General features: G+C 63.6%; 15 protein-coding genes. 4 read left to right on the plus strand and 11 right to left on the minus strand.

The genetic code is table 11. From position 1 onward, the window contains the following. Window positions 1–91: 91 nt before the first annotated feature. Together FHS84_RS10775 and FHS84_RS10780 are read right to left on the minus strand one after the other, a co-directional pair. A complete protein-coding gene (locus tag FHS84_RS10775; protein ID WP_166934008.1) occupies window positions 92–601 on the minus strand; it encodes a MarR family winged helix-turn-helix transcriptional regulator in 510 nt (169 codons plus the stop codon). A gap of 220 nt (window positions 602–821) precedes the next feature. Further along, complete coding sequence (locus FHS84_RS10780) at window positions 822–1,862, minus strand: enoyl-CoA hydratase/isomerase family protein (protein ID WP_166934010.1); 1,041 nt, start codon at window positions 1,860–1,862, stop codon at window positions 822–824. 172 nt (window positions 1,863–2,034) lie between these two features. Here FHS84_RS10780 and hemB point away from each other — a divergent pair, with 172 nt between their 5' ends. From hemB to FHS84_RS10795, 3 genes are all read left to right on the plus strand, one after another. Next, window positions 2,035–3,033, plus strand: coding sequence for a porphobilinogen synthase (gene hemB, locus FHS84_RS10785; protein ID WP_208393802.1), 999 nt, complete (start codon window positions 2,035–2,037; stop codon window positions 3,031–3,033). An 18-nt stretch (window positions 3,034–3,051) separates the two neighbouring features. Beyond that, the gene (locus tag FHS84_RS10790; protein ID WP_166934014.1) at window positions 3,052–3,696 is read left to right on the plus strand and encodes a hypothetical protein; all 645 of its coding nucleotides are present in this window, start codon (window positions 3,052–3,054) and stop codon (window positions 3,694–3,696) included. 76 nt (window positions 3,697–3,772) lie between these two features. Then, the gene (locus FHS84_RS10795; protein ID WP_166934016.1) at window positions 3,773–4,237 is read left to right on the plus strand and encodes a hypothetical protein; all 465 of its coding nucleotides are present in this window, start codon (window positions 3,773–3,775) and stop codon (window positions 4,235–4,237) included. 114 nt (window positions 4,238–4,351) lie between these two features. On the opposite strand, the gene FHS84_RS10800 is transcribed toward FHS84_RS10795, so the two are convergent. From FHS84_RS10800 to FHS84_RS10830, 7 genes are all read right to left on the minus strand, one after another. Further along, the gene (locus FHS84_RS10800) at window positions 4,352–5,875 is read right to left on the minus strand and encodes a carboxylesterase/lipase family protein (RefSeq protein ID WP_166934019.1); all 1,524 of its coding nucleotides are present in this window, start codon (window positions 5,873–5,875) and stop codon (window positions 4,352–4,354) included. An 87-nt stretch (window positions 5,876–5,962) separates the two neighbouring features. Next, the gene (locus FHS84_RS10805; protein WP_166934021.1) at window positions 5,963–6,553 is read right to left on the minus strand and encodes a TetR/AcrR family transcriptional regulator; all 591 of its coding nucleotides are present in this window, start codon (window positions 6,551–6,553) and stop codon (window positions 5,963–5,965) included. A gap of 226 nt (window positions 6,554–6,779) precedes the next feature. After that, a complete protein-coding gene (locus FHS84_RS10810; protein WP_166934023.1) occupies window positions 6,780–8,384 on the minus strand; it encodes a DHA2 family efflux MFS transporter permease subunit in 1,605 nt (534 codons plus the stop codon). 17 nt (window positions 8,385–8,401) lie between these two features. After that, window positions 8,402–9,553 (minus strand): HlyD family secretion protein, encoded by a 1,152-nt coding sequence (locus FHS84_RS10815; RefSeq protein WP_166934026.1) that lies wholly within the window; start codon window positions 9,551–9,553, stop codon window positions 8,402–8,404. After that, window positions 9,550–9,990, minus strand: a complete 441-nt coding sequence (locus tag FHS84_RS10820) for a MarR family winged helix-turn-helix transcriptional regulator (RefSeq protein WP_166934028.1) — start codon at window positions 9,988–9,990, stop codon at window positions 9,550–9,552. The genes FHS84_RS10815 and FHS84_RS10820 overlap by 4 nt, the downstream gene beginning before the upstream one ends. Before the next feature lie 229 nt (window positions 9,991–10,219). Further along, window positions 10,220–11,254, minus strand: a complete 1,035-nt coding sequence (gene pstS / locus FHS84_RS10825) for a phosphate ABC transporter substrate-binding protein PstS (protein ID WP_166934031.1) — start codon at window positions 11,252–11,254, stop codon at window positions 10,220–10,222. A 22-nt stretch (window positions 11,255–11,276) separates the two neighbouring features. Next, a complete protein-coding gene (locus FHS84_RS10830; RefSeq protein WP_166934033.1) occupies window positions 11,277–12,830 on the minus strand; it encodes an OprO/OprP family phosphate-selective porin in 1,554 nt (517 codons plus the stop codon). Window positions 12,831–13,057: 227 nt separating this feature from the next. Between FHS84_RS10830 and FHS84_RS10835 the strand changes: the two genes are divergently transcribed. Beyond that, window positions 13,058–14,686, plus strand: a complete 1,629-nt coding sequence (locus FHS84_RS10835) for a hypothetical protein (RefSeq protein WP_166934036.1) — start codon at window positions 13,058–13,060, stop codon at window positions 14,684–14,686. Window positions 14,687–14,882: 196 nt separating this feature from the next. Here the strand turns inward: FHS84_RS10835 and FHS84_RS10840 are convergent, their stop codons facing one another. Next, on the minus strand, window positions 14,883–16,790 hold the full coding sequence (locus FHS84_RS10840) for a sialate O-acetylesterase (protein WP_166934038.1): 1,908 nt from the start codon (window positions 16,788–16,790) through the stop codon (window positions 14,883–14,885). Window positions 16,791–17,284: 494 nt separating this feature from the next. Then, window positions 17,285–17,752 carry a flavin reductase family protein gene (locus FHS84_RS10845; protein WP_166934040.1) on the minus strand — a complete coding sequence of 156 codons (468 nt, stop codon included), beginning with the start codon at window positions 17,750–17,752 and terminating at the stop codon, window positions 17,285–17,287. Window positions 17,753–17,826 lie beyond the last annotated feature (74 nt).

Below are 17,826 nucleotides of genomic sequence, written 5' to 3' on the forward strand. Positions count from 1 at the left end.
CGTAAGGGCAGAAAGGTCCTCAAAACACCAAAGCCCGCGCCCCTAATAAGCAGGGGGACGGGCCTTGGGCGTCAGGAACTCACGTTCGGGCTTAAAGCCGGAAACGAACCTGATCGATCCAGAAGCGCTCGATGCGCCGGAGGGATGCGTTCAAACTGTCGAGATCGCCGGTAGCGACGTTGCCGACGGCTTCGAGCGATCCGAGATGGCGCCCGAACAACTCGCGCAGCATGTCGCGCACGGCCTCGCCTTTCGGCGTCAGGCGGACCAGCACCGAACGGCGGTCCACTTCCGAACGCTCATGATGAATGTAGCCGAGATCGACCAGCTTCTTCAGATTGTAGGACACGTTCGAACCGAGATAATGCCCGCGAGTTCTGAGCTCGCCGGCCGTCAGTTCCTGGTCGCCGACGTTGAACAGGAGCAGCGCCTGGACGCTGTTGATCTCGCGTTCGTCGCGCCGGTCGAGTTCGTCCTTGATCACGTCGAGAAGCTGGCGATGCAGCCTTTCCACGAGATTGAGAGTCTCGAGATAGAATTTCGCTTGCTCACGCGCGCCGTCGATCGCGGCCGCCGCTTGCGGTCTTGCCAGTGCCGTCATTCGCCTTCCCCTCGATTTTTTCCGAGGGCCCACCTGTTATTGTGGGTTCAGACTAGGCGTCAGCCCTTAAGGACCGGTAAAACTTGCCGAGAAGGCCTGGAAAAAGCAGTATTATCAGGCGTTTTTTGCCGGGCATTTGTGCCAAACCGGCAAACAAAGCGTAAAGTTGCGATGCGCAATGTTACCGACGAACGGTTGCGGGTACGGACTATCGCTGCACTTACAACGGCAGTTCGTCCGGAACCGGATCGAAATAGGCCTGGATGTCGGCATCGGTGATGTCGGCGAGACTCGCCGGCTGCCACTTCGGCGCATTGTCCTTGTCGACGATCACCGCCCGCACGCCTTCGTAGAAATCGTGGCCCTTGAGGATGCGATGGGCGATGCGGAATTCCATCTTCATGCAATCGTCGAACGACAACTGGCTGCCGTTGCGAATCTGGCCGTAGGCGATCTTGAGCGAGGTCGGCGAACGCGAGCGCATCAGCGCGGCGGTTTCGTGGCTCCACTCCTTCTCGTCGCGGTCGAGCAGCGTCAAGACATCTTCGACCGACGTGGTGCCGAAGATGCGGTCGATCTTGGTGCGCCGCTCGCTGAGCGTAGAGTTCTGCGGACGGCGGCCCATTTCGGAGAACAGATTGTTGGGATCGTCGCCGCTGGCGAGCGCTTCCATCAGCACCGGCCATTCCTCGGACGGAATCCAGTGCGTCGCCAGCCGCGCATAAATGGCATCGCGCGCGTTCAGCCGGTCGCCGGTGAGGCCGAGATAGAGTCCGAGTTGGCCGGGGCAGCGCGACAGGAAATAGCTGCCGCCGACATCCGGGAAAAATCCGATCGCGGTCTCGGGCATCGCGAACACCGCCGAGGACGACGCGATGCGATAATCGCTGTGCACCGACAGGCCCATGCCGCCGCCCATGCAGATGCCGCGGATCAGCGCGATATAGGGCTTGGGAAAATGCTTGATGGCCGCGTTGAGCAGATACTCCTCGCGCAGGAAGTCGAGCGCATACGAGGTCCCGTCGAGCCCCGACTGGCGCAGGGCGCGGATATCGGCGCCGGCGCAGAAAGCCCGGTCGCCCGCGCCACGGATCACCACGCACCCCACCGCCGGATCGGTTTCCCACGCCTTGAGCTGCGCCCGCATGGCGGTGACCATGCCGAGCGTGAGGGCATTGAGGGCCTTGGGACGGTTCAAGGTGATGAGACCGACCGCACCCTGGGTTTCGAACAAAATCTCGGGCTGGGTGTCTGTGCTCATGCTTCCTGATAGCCGTTGCCGCCGATGCGCCGCAAGATGGACCCCCAGCGGCATGACGTAGAATTCAGTTCGCCTCTTCCTCAGGCAGGCCTATCTATTGACCAGTTCCAACCGTTGTCGCGGCGGAATGGGGGTCTATACTCCCCGCCAACCGACTGAAGAATTACGAGCTATGCCCAATCCCAGCTTTCCCGCCATCCGCATGCGCCGTTTGCGCGCCCAGCCCTGGTCGCGCGCCCTTGTTGCCGAGAACGCCTTGTCGCCGGCCGACTTCATCTGGCCGCTGTTCGTGGTCGACGGCGAAAACCGGCGGGTCCCGGTCGCGGCAATGCCCGGTGTCGAGCGCCTCAGCGTCGATCTGGTGGCGGAAGCGGCGGTGGAAGCGGCTTCGTTAGGGATCGGCGTGATCGCCCTCTTCCCCTTCACCGATCCGGCGAAAAAGACCGAAGACGGCCGCGAGGCGTTCAATCCCGACAACCTCGTCTGCCGCGCCGTGCGGGCGATCAAGAAGGCGGCGCCGGGCGTCGGCGTGCTGTGCGACGTCGCGCTCGATCCCTACACCAGCCACGGCCATGACGGCCTGCTGGATGCCAATGGCACCATCGTCAACGACGCCACGGTGGACGCCCTGATCAAGCAGAGTCTCGTCCAGGTCGAAGCCGGCTGCGATATCATCGCGCCCTCGGACATGATGGACGGCCGCATCGGCGCCATCCGCACCGCGCTCGAAAATACCGGCCACCAGAACACGCTGTTGATGGCCTATGCCGCGAAATACGCCTCGGCCTTCTACGGCCCGTTCCGCGATGCGGTGGGTTCGGCCAAGGCGCTGGTCGGCGACAAACGCACTTATCAGATGGACCCCGCCAACAGCGACGAAGCGATCCGCGAAGTGGCGCTCGACGTTGCCGAAGGCGCCGACATGGTGATGGTGAAACCCGGCATGCCGTATCTCGATATCGTCCGCCGGGTGAAGGACGAATTCAAAATGCCGACCTTCGTCTATCAGGTGTCGGGCGAGTACGCGATGCTGATGGCTGCGATCAATGCCGGCTATCTCGACCGCAATCGCGTCATCCTGGAAAGCCTTTTGGGCTTCAAGCGCGCCGGCGCTGACGGCATCCTGACCTACTTCGCGGTCGAGGCGGCCAAGCTTTTGCGGGCGGGATAACCCGCCATTGGGGGGACCATGACGACTAGACGCGATTGCCTTGCCGGGCTGACCGGCTTTACCGCTTTGGCGGGGGTTGCCAACGCGCGCAACACCCTGGCCGAAGTCCTCAAAGTCGGTCCCAAGCCGAAACTGATCAAAGGCGGGAACGGCGTGCCCGACAAAGTCGATTTCGGTCACGGCCTCTTGGTGCCGATGAGCAACGACGCGTTTCACGCCCTTTGGGAGGGCGACGACCGCTGGATCGCGTACGGCCACGGCTTCGGCCACAACCGCGCATCGGCCATGGGCCAGGCCGAACGAGCGGCCGTCGGCACGATGAAGCTGTACCTGCTTACCCTCGCCTTCACGCCCGAGCGGCTGGAACGGATCGAGGGCGGCGGCTGGCGCCTGAAATCGGGAAAAATCGCCGATCTGGTGCAGGGCGACATCGAGTTGCCGGGCCGCCCGGTGATGCCGACCACCGATGCGGTGATGGGCATGATCGGCGGCAGCCATGCCAATACGGGTTCCGCCGCCGGCATCGCGGAAGCGGGCAGCAGCCCGGCCGGTTCTCCGGCCAGCGGCGAGGAAACGGTTCACGCCACCACCGGCTGGCTGATCTGGAAACGCGAAGTCTCGCTCGACGACGTGCGCCGGAAAGCCGTCCTGGCCGGCAACTGACTGCCGCCCGGCCTGGAAATCGGCCGTCGCGCTGGATTACGTTAGCGGAACCCTGATTCCGGCCCGAGGATTTGAGATGGCGCGCCCCAACACCTTCATCAACCGCTTCCGCTACACGATCCTCGCGGTGCTGGTCGTCCTGACGATCGGCTACGGCTATTACCTTTATCGCCTCTACGTGCCGTCCGCCCCGCCCGCGCCGCCGCCATCGATTCCGGTCGCCGTGCTGGCCGACGGATCGGTGAAGATCGATGGCGTCACTTATGCCAACGTCGCCACGCTGAAGCCGAAGATCGCCGAGATCGAAAAAGCTCATCCCGGCGCCGGCTATTCGATCAACGCCCCGCGCGGCCAGGACTTCAAGGGCATCGCGATGGCCGTCGTGCTGCTGCAACAGAGCGGCGCCAAGACGGTGTGGGTCATCAACGAGCCACAGAAGAAAAGTGAATACATCAACGGCCCGAAGATCAAGAATGCCGTCGATCCCGAACCGAAGGCCGGTTTCATCACCGAGCCGAGGAATTCCGACGACAAGAAATAATTACTCCAATTCGTCATGGCCGGGCTTGACCCGGCCATCCATGCTTCCATCCGGCAGTGTGCCTGCGTTGCGATGGATGGCCGGCTCGGAGGCCGGCCATGACGAGTGAACCTTCTACGGATGCTCCCGCCAGAATTGCAGTCGCGGCGCATCGGTGTCGCGCGCTTCGCCGGTTTTCGGTCCGAAGATCATCCGCTGCCCCGCCGGCTGATATGCCGTCCAGTGCGGCAGGCCTGAGCCGTTGGGATCACCATTCGCCGCAAACGCCGCCCACGCCGACGACATGATATCGGCGACGCGATCGTCCGCCGCCGAGGGTTTCCAGCCGGGCATGATGCCGGGATGGCCGAACGCATACGGGATTTCGCCCGAGTGGAAGGCGCCGACGTATTTGCCCATGAAGTCCTTGCCGAACCAGTCCGCCGGTATCGGCGGTACCTGATCGAAGCGATAGAGGAAAACCGGCGCGTGACCGGTACGGGTTTGCGCCACCGCCCAGCTCCAAGTCGGGACGTTCATGACCATGTCGCCCGCGAAACGGGCCCGCGCTTCGGCTTCCGGCGGCGGATAGAACGCGGCCGCGGCCGGCGCCGCCGCCCCGAAACGCTTCTGCAGCGCGGTCGCCAGAGTGTCGGTCCCGAGCACGCCTGCGAACAGGATGCCCTCGTCCGCGTTCCAGCCGGTGAGAAGCGGCACGTCGTTCTGCTTGCCGGCCGCGAAGATGTCCGCCGCCGATGCGGGCATCATCCAGCCATCGATGGTCGGTCCGAAATCCCAATTGCCGTCGGGCGCCAGGACCAGCGCCAGGATTTCCGCCGACGAGCGCCGGCGCAGCGCCGCAATGCCCTTGCCGTCCATCGCCTTGGTGAAGGCAAGTCCCTTGGCCTCGGCCTGGGCCAGCGTGTCGTCCGCCATGGTGCCGAAGGCGGCGCCGCTCTCCCCGATGGCGCGGTGGAACAATCCGGCTGCCCGCGGCGTCGCCATCAACCGGCTGACCGCGTCGGACCCGGCGGATTCACCGGCAATGGTGACTCGGCCCGGATCGCCGCCGAACGCCGCGATGTTCCGCTTCACCCATTGCAGCGCCGCGATCATGTCCATCATCGCGTAATTGCCGCTGGCGTGGTGCTCGGATTCCGCTGTCAGATCCGGATGCGCCATGAAGCCGAATACGCCGAGGCGATAATTGATGGTGACGACCACCACGCCTTTCTTCGCCAGCACAGTGCCGTCGTGCCGTGGTTCGCTGCCATAGCCGGCGCGATAGCCGCCGCCGTGGATCCACACGATCACCGGCCGCGCCTCGCCCGCCTTCGTGGCGGTCCAGACATTGAGATACAGGCAGTCTTCCGACATCGCCGGAGCGAACGGATCGATGTCGCGATAGAGCTTGGGTTGCAGGCAGTTGGGCGCGTATTCGCTGGTGCTGCGGACGCCCTGCCAGACCTCGACCGGTGCCGGGGCGCGCCACCTCCGTTCGCCAACCGGCGGAGCGGCATACGGAAGGCCCTTGAACACCCGGACCCCGTTCGAAGCGGCCGGTACCGCCACCTTGCCGCCGTCGATGGCGACGGTTTCTTGCGCAGAGGCCGCGGCGACCATCATGGCGAAGGCACACAAAAGCAGACACGCGCGCATGGTAATCCCTCCCGTTTGCCGGGGACCTTACCACCGCGCTCGAGGCTGCGCGTAGAGGATCGCAGCCGCACGACGCGAAATGCGCCGCTACTCCGGCCTCACCGTGAACAGGCTCCGCAGCAGGATCTCCGCGCGCGACGGCAGCACGTCGAGACCCGACCGGCGTTGGCCGAGATCGATCACGTTTTCGAGAACCAGCATCGCCAGACCGTGCACCGCCGCCCAGACCGCAAGGCCCAGAGCGGAATCGTGCAGCGCCCTGCCGATTTCGTCGCCGATCGCATCCGCAGATTCCGCAAGGGAAGGAAATGCCTCGCGGTTCGGCAATTGCGGTCCGAACATCAGCCGGGCCAAAGCGGGACGGCGCGCGACGAAGCGCATGTACGCCGCTCCGACCGCCGCAACGCGATCGGCTTCGGCACCTTGCGTTGCCGCCGCCTCGACAATCTCCGCCTTGAGTTCCGCGAAGCCTTCCGAGGCCAATTCGACCAGCAGCGCCTCGTGATTGGGGAAATGCCGGTAAGGTGCGGCGTGACTGACGCCGGCGCGGCGCGCAACCGCCCTGAGGCTGAGGGCGCCTACCGATTCCTCTTCCAGTATGGCCCGCGCCGCGTCCAAAAGGGCGTTACGCAGGTCTCCGTGATGATACGGGCGTTTCGGCCCAGATCTGACATCCATGTGTGAACTTACCTTTGCCTCTGCGTCCGTGACGGGTGAACAGGGCGTTGGTTCCATCGCGGTGCGCCGAGGCGATACGATTCCGCCCGGCTGCTGCCGCATAAACGCTTAATACAATTCGAACGCTGCGCCTCGGGCAAAATTATGGCCAACCTCACCTGACGAACGGTTTTCGCCGTGACACCAACGAGACAAGAACGCGCGGCGCAAGTCAGGCGCGAACGTTTCATTCCGCGGGCTTCGGCACTGCGCCTTCCGGAGCGGATTCCCCTAATGATTGTTTTTCCTGGCGCGGCGCGCCGGTGAACGAGGGTCGGCGCATCATCCAGATCAGCGGGAACATCACCAGCGACAGCGCTGCCATGGCGAGAAAATCGTTCGCATAGGCATCGATGGCCGCGCGGACGCCGATCATGCCGTTCAAGGTCTGCTGCCCTGTAGGAAGCTGCAGATTCATGTAGAGGGACTCGGCATTGACGGCGAGCCCCCGGTTGAACGGCGACGCAAACCGGGTCAGGTCGGCGCGGATCGCCTGCATCGAGTCCGTCAGGATCATGACGCTGACCGATACGCCGATGGCGCTGCCGACGTTGCGGACCAGATTGGCGAAAGCACTACCGTCGGTGCGGAATTGCCCCGGCAGCGTGGCGAACGCCACGAGGTTGAGCGGCGAGAACACCATGCCGAAGCCGAAGCCCTGGATGATCGAGACCACCAGCAATTCGTTGAATGCGATCGACGGCGTCCACTGCGCCATTTGCCAAAGCGAAAACGACACACAAGCGGTGCCGACGCTCATCAGCACGCGCGGATCCCATTTGTTGCCGAACTTGCCGACCAGAAGCATCGCTGCAATGGTGCCGAAGCCGCGCGGGCCGAGCAGCAGACCGGTCTGCAACACGGTGTAGCCGCCGAGACTCTGCAGGTATGGCGGCATCAGCGCCGACGATGCCAGCAGCACCGCACCGACCACGAACATGACCACGCTCGACGAGGTGAAATTGCGGTCGCGGAACATCTTGCGCGGCAGGAACGGCTTCTCGGCCGTCACCATGTGCACCAGGAACAGGAACATCCCCAGCCCGGTGAGCACGGCGTAGATGACGATCTCGGTCGAACCGAACCAGTCCTGGGTGTTGCCGCGGTCGAGCATGAGCTGCAACGCGCCCATCGCCAGCGCAATGAAGCCGAAGCCGGACCAATCGAACTTCAACTCATCATTCCGGTGGGTGTCTTTGAACACCAGCCATAAGCCGATGGTCGCGGCAATGCCGAACGGCACGTTGACGTAGAACACCCAGCGCCAGCTATAGGCATCGGTAAGGAAACCGCCGAGCGTCGGGCCCAAGATGGGGCCAAGCATGATACCGATGCCCCAGATGGCCATCACCTGGGCGCGTTTCTCGATCGGATAAAGATCGATCATCACCGCTTGGCTCAACGGCGCCAGCGCCGCGCCGAACACGCCTTGCAGCAGGCGAAAGACGACAATCTCGGTGAGGTCGGTCGCCGCGCCGCACAGCATCGAAGCGACCGTAAAACCCATCATCGAGACGAGCAGGATGTTCTTCTTGCCGAAACGCGCCGCCAGCCAGCCGACCGGCGCCGTCATCACCGCGGCGGCGACGATGTAGCTCGTCAGCACCCAGGTGATCTGGTCCTGCGAGGCCGATAGCGAGCCGCGCATGTAAGGCAATGCGACGTTGGCGATGGTCGTATCCAGCGCCTGCATCAGCGTGCCGGCCATGGAGCACATCACTACGATAATCAGTTGGGACTTCTCGTAGTGTTCGTGCCCATGGCCGTGTTGGACGGCGGAAGTACCTGCCATGTGTCAGCGATCCAGGTTCAGCGGTCCGAGAACATGCGGTGCCAACGGCGCATGCCGGTGTCGATTTCGACGATGGCGCTCATGCCGGCGCGCAATTGCGGATCGTTCGGCCCGACCGTGCAATTGACCCGCACCGGAATACGCTGGACGACCTTGACCCAGTTCGACGACGCGTTTTCCGACGGCAGCGCCGAGAAGGCGGTCGCCGAAGCGCGGCTGATGGCGTTGACGCGGCAGTCCCAGGTCTTGCTCGGATAAGTGTCGATCGTCACCGACACCGGATTGCCGACCTTCACGTGGGTGAGATCGGTTTCCTTCATATTGGCTTCGATCCACAGATCGGTGTTGGAGACCAGGCCGACCGCACTGGTGGTCGAGAACGACGACAGCGCCGAGATCACCAGGGTACCGGGCTGCAGCGAATCCACTTCGGTGACGTCGCCTTCGAACGGCGCCCGCACGGTGGTGTGCGAGAGCTGACGCGCGGCTTCGTCGTACGTGGCCTTGGCCTGCATGAACGCGGGCGCCTGTTCCGGCGGCAGATTGGGATTGCCCACCAGTTTGGAAAGCTGGGTGGCCGCATTCTGCTTTAGCGACGCCAGTGTCGCCTGGGCCGAGGCTAAGGTCGAACGCGCCGTGTCCAGTGTCTGGGGCGCAATGGCGTTGGACTTGGCCAGCGCGATGTAGCGGCTGTAAGTCGACTGCGCCAGACGCACCTGGGCTTCCTGTGCGGCGACCTGTGCCTGCAAGCCCTGATAAGCGGCTTCCTCGGACAGAACCTCCTGGCGAGCCGCTTCCATGACCGCCTTGGCGTTAGCGAGCGTGATCTCGAAGGGGCGCGGATCGATCGTGAACAGCACGTCGCCCTTCTTCACGTGCTGGCCCTGGTGCACGTTGACGGTCTGGACGAGACCGGAGACGTCGGTCGTCACCATCAGCTTCTGGGCGCGAACATACGAGTCGTCGGTTCCGACATAACGGCCGCCGGTGAAATACACGAAGGTCGCGCCGACGATGACGATACCGGTGCCGAAGATCATCAGGACCCGGCGCAGCCGTGCCTTGTCTTCCCAAAGGTTGGTCAGCCACGTCCGGGCCCTGCCTCGGTGTTGCGCTGCGCCTTCGTAATAGGTTGCGTTCGATTGGGTGCGGGCGTCCATCTTACTCATTCTCCAGAAACCGCCGTTGCGGAGGCGGCCGCCGTGTCTGCGGATTCGCTCAAAATCTTTTCTTTGATCCTGAGCAGAACGCTCAGGGCCATGTTCCAGTCCTCGTCGGGAACGCCGTCGTGAAATCTGGCAATCCCGGCCGCCCGGTATTCGTCGATCTTCTCGATGATCGGGGCGGCGGCGTCGCGAAGATGCAGGCGGTGCATACGGCGGTCGGCCGGATCGGGCCGCCGCTCGACGAACCCTGCCGCTTCCAGACGGTCGATCACGCGCCCGACGGTGATGGGCTCGACCTCCAGGAGGGCGGCCAGCTCGGATTGCGACATGCCGGGGCGGCATTTCAGTTTCATCAACGCAACGCACTGGGCCCTGGTCATTCCCCAGGTCCGGGCGTGCTGGTCGAACCGGACCCGCATCAGGCGGGCCAGATCGTGCATTACGAAAGCAAGGTCTTGATCGTTCGGTTGCATGGCTCTCCGTCCAGGCCAAACAAATAAGCGTGCTTATAATAACAATCAAGATGATAAGCAGGGCTATTTTAAGGCACGTTTACGGCAGTAACGGCACAATCCCTGGTTTCAGGGTCAGTTTCCTCGCTTTCCGGCAAAACAAAGGGGCGGCCCGAAGACCGCCCCTCCTCTGCACCCCAGCCGTAAGGCGGAAGTCTTACCAGCCCTGGATCTGCTTCCAGCTCGCTTCGATCGCCTGGGTGGCGTTCTGCGGCAGCGGGACGTAGTCGAGGCTGAGCGCGGCATTGCCGCCGTTCTTGTACGACCACTGGAAGAACTTCAGCACTTCCTTCGTCGCGTTCACATCCTGCGGCTGCTTGTAGACCAGGATGTAGGTGGTCGCGGTGATCGGCCAGGCGGTGGCGCCGGGCTGGTCGACCAGGATGATGTAGAAGCCGCTGTTGGCGGCACCGGCCCAATCCGCATTGGCAGCGGCGGCCTTGAAGGTATCGGCCGACGGAACAACGACCTTGTTGTCCTTGTTGACCATGCGGGTGTGCTTCAGGTGGTTCTGCTTGGCATAGGCGAACTCGACATACCCGATCGAGCCCGAAGTCTGCGCCACGTTGCCGGCAACGCCTTCATTGCCCTTGGCGCCGATGCCGACCGGCCAATCGACGGCGGTGGCCGCACCCACGCTGCCGGCCCACTCCTTGGAGACCCGCGCCAGATACGTCGTGAACACGAACGACGTGCCCGAGGCGTCGGCGCGATGGACGACCGAGATCGCCTTGCCCGGCAGGTTCACGCCGGGGTTCAGCGCCTTGATCTTGGGATCGTCCCAGCGGCTGATCTTGCCGAGGAAGATATCGGCGAGCACTTCGCCGTTGAGGACGAGCTGACCGGCATTGACGCCCGGCACGTTGATCACCGGCACGACGCCGCCGATCACGGTCGGGAACTGGGCGAGACCGAACTTGTCGAGCTCGGCCTTCTTGAGCGGCGCATCGGTGGCGCCGAAGGTCACCGTCTTGGCCTTGATCTGGGCGATACCGCCGCCCGAGCCGATCGACTGATAGTTCAGGCCGACATGCGCCACGCCCTGATAGGCGCCGGCCCACTTGGCGTAGATCGGATACGGGAAGGATGCACCGGCGCCGTTGATATTGGCGGCCATGGCGCCCGTCGCGATCACGGCGGCGGCGGCAACGCCGGCGATGGCCGTGACGACGGATTTGAGAGAGACGTTCATGTGATTTCCTCTCGATGAACGATTAGTTGGAGAACTGCAGGCGGATGCCGATGATGTTGAGGTCCTGACCGACTTGGGTCGTCCCGGCCGCCGCATTGAGCTTGTTCACGTGCACGATGGAATCGTGGAACTGGAGCTTCACTTCGTTGTTCAGGTACCAGTTGAGGCCGACATCGAAGACTCCTTCACGGCCGCCAGCAATACCATAAGTGGGGGTATCCCGGTACCAGTCGAGATTGGTGAAGCTGTAGCGCGCCACCAATTCCCAGGCGCCCCACGACTCGCCGTCGAACGAGAACGGATTGGCGACCTTCGGCGAGCCGAAGCCGCCGATTTCGTTGTTGGTCGCATTGACGGCATAGGTCTTGGGCTCGCCGGTCAGCACCCACGAACCTTCCAGGAAGTAGCCCGAGAAGTCGGGATGATCGGCGGTCTTGGTGACCGTGTTGAAGCGGTCGGTCTTGTAATAGATGTACTCGCCGCCGAGATAGAAGTTCTCGTAGTTCGCCGCCGCATGGCCGCCGATCAGGAAGCCGTGATGCGATACGAAGTTGCCGCCGCCGATGGCCGCGCCGATCAGGCGGGTGCCGTCGACACGGATTTGCGGGCGGTCCTGCAGCGTGTAGGAATTCACATTGCCGCCGGTGCCGAGGATGGTGGCGTAATCGGCGCCGATGATCGCGTTCGACGGACCGTCGTTCCAGAAGCGATACGACAGGTGCGACAGCAACTGGGTCTGCTCGTCGCCGCCGTTGCCGTGACCGGCCGCGGAGCCGCCCGGCGCGGTGGTCTTCGAACCGGTGAAGGCTGCCGTCCAGATCAAGTTGTCGCCCGGCAGGAAAAGATTTTCGTGCTGGAACGCCACTTCGATACCGCGGCGGGCATCGGCGCCGCCGAAGGTGTCGGTGGCAATGTTTTCGATTTCCGGACGCTCGAGGAACATCAACTGGCCCGACGACGTCGTGGCTTCGAGACCGAAGGCCGGCTCGATGATGCCGACATTGACGCGGAAATGATCGATGCCGGTGTAGGCCACGCGGGCAATCGACATCGCCGGATCGCCGGATTCGGCACCGCCGCCGCCGCCGGCGTTATAACGGAACTCGTACCAGAAATCCTTGAAGGCCTTGCCTTCGACGCCGAAGAAGCCGCGGCGGACGAGAGCGCCCGTCGACAGATCCTTGTACTGCGCCGTGCTGGTCGCCGGATCGTCCTGCAGGAACGCACCGAAGTCGATCTGCGCACGGACGCGGAAGGCCATCGAGAAGCGGCCGTCACCCGAGCTGATCACCGGCCGGCCGTTGTCGAACGACCAGGTGGCGTAGTTGAAATTCTGCTCCAGGGTCGACAGGCGGGTGTGTTCGCTCTGCGCCTTGGCTTCGTCGGCCTGCATCGCGTCTTCCAGCGCCTGAATGCGGGCCGCGAGTTCCGTCGTGGTTGGGCCGGACTGGACCGCAGCCGCCGGAGCGGGCGCGGACGTAGCGTCCGACGATTTCTTCGCGGCGTAACCGGCTTGCGCAGTCGCCACCAGCGCGATCGCTGCCACGCCTGCCAGTAAGGCTGACTTCCCCTTCATCGATACCTCTCTTGTTCATCCCAGGGTAAAAAGCCGGCGTCGACCGCACGGCGTTCTTTTTGCCCGCGGGGAGCAATGACGGTTCGCCACGACAGGTGGGTGACAGCGGTATGAAGCTAATGTGACAGCCCCTTCCGCGATGGTACGCGTGTCATCCTCGCTACACTCCGTTCCAAGAAGCGGCGTAAGTGCTTGATCTGCGGTGTTGGCGCGTTAGCATCGCGGCCATGCTGAAACTCGCACGCAGAGGGGGAGCGTGGACGTTCGTCGCCGGAACGTTCTTTTTGACGGTTTTGTCACCGGCCTGTGCGGCGCAAGAATCGCCGAATCCGACCTACATCGTGCGCCACGACCGCTGGTCCGATTCCGACGAACGCGATTACGAGCACTTCATCGCCGCCATCGGCGAGAGCGATTGCGCCACCCTTAACGAATGCCTGCATTCGCGCGCCAATCCGTTTGCCGCCAGCGATCCGCCATCACGGAGGTTCGAATCCGACTGCGCCGACCTGCCCTATGTGTTGCGGTTCTATTTTGCCTGGAAACGCGGCCTGCCGTTTTCCTACGCGAGCGCAGTGGCTCCGCGCGACGGGTCTGCCGACGACATCCGCTATTCCCGCATGGGCAACAAGGTCTCGGCCCGCACCGACGTCAGAAGCGGCCGCAACGCGCTGGAGGCGATCGCGCGGCTTCGCGCCGACATCTCCACGGCGACCTATCGCATCCACCCCGATCTCGACGGCACCGATCTCTATTCGCCGGCGATCAAGCCCGGCTCCATTCGCCCCGGCACGGTAGTTTACGATACGGCAGGACACGTCGCCATCGTCTACCGGGTGGACCCGGACGGGCGCGTCCATTCGTTCGATGCGCATACCGATTTCACCCTCACCCAGATGACGTTCGACGTCCGCTTCGCGCGGATGCGTCCGAGCCAGGGTTCCGGGTTCAAGAACTGGCGGCCGCTCCGGCTCACCGGCGCCGAGCGCGCGGCGGACGGCTCCTTGCGCGGCGGGCATGTCGAAATCGCCGCCAACAAGGACATCGCCGACTTCTCCACCGAGCAATTCTATGGCACCGGCCCGCGTCCGGCCGACGCCGCTTGGGCCAGCGGCCCGTTCACCGTCAACGGCGAGCGGCTCGACTTCTACGATTTCGTACGGGCGCGGCTTGCCGGCAAGCTGATGTTCCATCCGGTGCGCGAAGTGGCCGAGATGACGGGCTCGCTCTGCAACGACCTGCAATACCGCGCCGCGGCCGTCGATCTCAGCCGGGCGCTGGCCTCTCGCCCGCATCCGGTGCGCCTGCCCCGCAACATCTATGGCACCGATGGCGATTGGGAGATGTTTTCCACCCCGTCGCGCGACGCCCGCCTCAAGACGGCATTCAAATACCTGCGCGATACGGCGCAGCGGTTCGTCGAAATGGATCGCAAAGGCGACCGCACCCACCTCGCCTATTCCGGCACCGATCTCCCGGCCGATCTTTTGAAGGCCTACCGGCGCGCCGCGGCGGCGTGCACGATCAGCTACCATCGCAGCGACGGCAGCACGGTTTCGCTGTCGTTTGGGGAAGCCCGCGCGCGCCTGTTCGCGCTGTCGTTCGATCCCTATCACTGTCCCGAACGCCGCTGGGGCGCGCACGACCCGCGCGAACTTGCCACCTGCCGCGAGGATGCCGACAAACGCGCCTGGTATGACGCCGAACAGCCGCTGCGCAACCAGATCGACCGCACTTACGACGCGCGGATGGATTTCACCCTCGAAGACCTCCACCACCAGCCCGCCATCGCCACTCCGGATACGGATGTGGAAGGGTATCTCGAACAGATCACGCGCAAGCAAGCGAGGAATTGAAGGGCCTCTTTTCTGCCCTCACGGGCGCAAGGCTCTCGATGCATGCACGCAGACCGTGGGGGAAGTCCGCAGCGGAGCGCGGAAAGGGGGCTCGCGAACGGCACGAGATCAGCCCCCTTCGGTCCTTCGGACCACTTCCCCCACGCTCCGAGTGCCGATGTAGAAATCGTCTCGCGCGTGGGGGCAGAAAATTGCGTTACTTCACCCCTATCTCAAACGGCACCGCCGGGATGCGGCTTGTGTCGTACAGCGTGCAGACCGGGCCGTCGGCCCAGCAATAGCGCACGCGGGTCGGGGTCATGCCCTCCGGCACAGTGAGGCGCACGCTGTCGCCGTCGATGGTCGCAACCACAAAGCGGCAAGTGTCGGCGCACAGTTCGAAGCCGATCGGCTGGGCGGCGTTCACGGCGGCGAGTTTGCCGTTGATGCCGCCGAAGCGCACCGTCACCACACTGCCGTTCCGCGTTGCGCCGTCCGGCTGCGGCCCCGGCTTCAGAGTCTTGTCGCCGTAGATCAATTGCCGCGCCTGCAACGCCAGACGCCGCCCGACTTCCTGCTTGTTGCCGGGATGCAGGCCCATATGGTCGCCGATGTCGATCGTCACCGCGAGCGCGGCGTTGGCATCGTCGTTCACGGCGAGGCGCTGGGATTCACGCAAAGTGGCCCAGGTCGATTGTTCCGGTGCAAACGGCGGTTGCCCTAGATCGGGTAATTGCACGATCAGGAACGGCAGCTTGGGCGCTTCGAACGCAGAGCGCCAATCGGCCATCCAGGCTTTCAGCAATCCGCGATAGGCTTCCGCCGCGCCGGTGTTGCTTTCGCCCTGATACCAGAGGACGCCCTTCAGCCCGTACGGCGTCAGCGGCGCGATCATGCCGTTATAATCCATCGCCAGACCGGCGGTCGGTCCCCACGGCACTTGCGGCGGCCTCGTGGGTTCGATCGCGTACTGCCACGCCCCGTCGAGCGGCACCGTGCTGCCGCCGGCGAAATGGATCGCGCGCGAGTCCGCCGGTCCGAACAGACCGCAGCCGCGCCAGCCGCAATAGACGTTGAGAACGATGTCGTTCTTGCCTTCGTGCAGAACGCCGGCGGGCACCGCATATTTGCGTTCCGCGGCATAGCCGGTGGTGGTGCCGATGGCCTTGCCGTTCACCCAAACGGTGTCTTCTTCCGTGATGGCGCCGAGCGCCAGATCGGCCCCGCGCGCCGCATCGGTGGCGGTCAGGGTGACGGAGGTGCGGAACCACACCGTGCCGCCGTCCTTTTCGAGGTCCGGAACGCCCCAGGTGCTCCACACGCCGAGCCCTTTCGGCGCGTCCGTCCACGACGCCTTCGAGGGATTGACCCAATAGTCCTTGCCCTGCCCGCGCCAGAAGGCTTCGATGCCCTCGCCCCAGTGCTTCACGCCCGCGACCGGATCGGCGGCATAAATCTTCAAGGCCTCGAGCCGCGCGTCGTGACCACCCGCTTTGCGGAGCGCGTCGGCGCTCATGAAATCGGTGATATTGGCGCCCGACCACGGCGCACTGATCAGCCCTAATGGGACGTGTACGGACTTTTGCAGCGAGCGGGCGAAGTAATAACAGGTCGCCGAGAAACCGGCGACCACCTTGGGACTTGCCGGTGCCCAGCTGATCGTACCGGGCAGCGCCGATTGCGCCGTCGGCTTGGCGATGTTGGCCACGTTCATCAGACGGATCGAGTCATTGGCCGAAACCTGGATGTCCGGTCCCGCATCGACCGCGCCCATCACCGGCAGCGCCATGTTCGACTGGCCGGAGCAGAGATAGACGTCGCCGATCAGAATATCGGACAGGGTCCGCGTGGCACCCGCCGTCTTCACTGTTACCGTGTAAGGACCGCCCGCCGTCATGGCCGGAAGCGTGACACGCCAATGTCCATTGGCATCCGCCGTCGCGTGCACAGAAGCCTTGCCGATGGCAGCCGTGACTTTGGTTCGCGGCGCCGCCGTGCCCCATAGCCGGATCGGCTGATCGCGTTGCAGTACCGCGTGATCCTGGAAAACCGGATTGAGCAGGGTTTCGCCGTGTGCCGGCAGAGCCAGCAGCGCGGTTAAGGCGGCAACGCGAAAGGCGGACATCTTCCTCTCCCTCATTTTTTTATGGCCTTAGACTGATCCGACTCGCGGCCGGGGTCCATGGTTGCGTTAACTTGAACGACCCGCACGCGACCGATCCGCAACTTTTTCCCAAAGCGATTGGGCTTTTTCGGCTTTCGCGGCCTTGCGACTGCAAGTCCCTGCGAACAACGCAGCGAATGTCGCACCCTCTTGAAAGTTCACGTTACGTTCCCCATCTCGATACCCGAAGACTTGCGATGAGGATTGCCGACAGAACAGCGGTGAAGGGCGTTACGCGAACGCTCGGGCCCGTAAACCACGCGATAGATCATACAGGGTATGGATGCTTCGTCTCGCGTGCATTCTAGGCCTGTTGCCGGGACAGAATGTGCCTGTCGTTTAGCCGCTTGAGTGCGGCACTCGCTGGCGCGCTAAGTTTCCATGGGGGTACCCACCTGAGCGGACGTGCGGAAGCATCTCCGCTTTCGGCGCATTTAGAGGGCACCTGTTCAGGGCTATTCCACGATCTTTCCATATCGCCCGCGGAAAAACGTCAGCGGGGCGCCGTTGCGATGGCGGAAGGCGTGAACGCGTCCGACCACGATCACATGATCGCCGCCGTCGTGCAGCGTTTCGCGCGCGCACTCGAACACCGCAATCGCGCCCTTGATCGCTGGCGGCTCGCACTCCTCGAGTTCTATCGCGGTGAGTTCGCCCTCGCCCGCCGTCGCAATTGCCTCGGCCGCGGCGCGGTCGGCCTCGCCGAGAATGCTGACGGTGAATTCGGTGGCATTGGTAAATGTAAGGTAACGACGTGAGGTTTTGGCGATGCACCACAGGATCAGCGGCGGATCGAGCGACAGCGAAGCGAAGGAATTCACGGTAATGCCGCGCCAGTTCCCGCTTGTGCCGGCCGTCACCACAACGATACCGGTCGGAAAACAACCCAGCGCATTGCGGAAGGCCCGCGCGTCGAAGCTCATGAAAATCCCGGATTAAAGAATCGGTTAATTCCGTTCAGGCATTCTCAGGTTAGGCGAGGTGGGGGAAAGCCTCA

Source organism: Rhizomicrobium electricum (assembly GCF_011762045.1).
In the GTDB taxonomy this organism is placed as follows: Bacteria; Pseudomonadota; Alphaproteobacteria; order Micropepsales; family Micropepsaceae; genus Rhizomicrobium; species Rhizomicrobium electricum.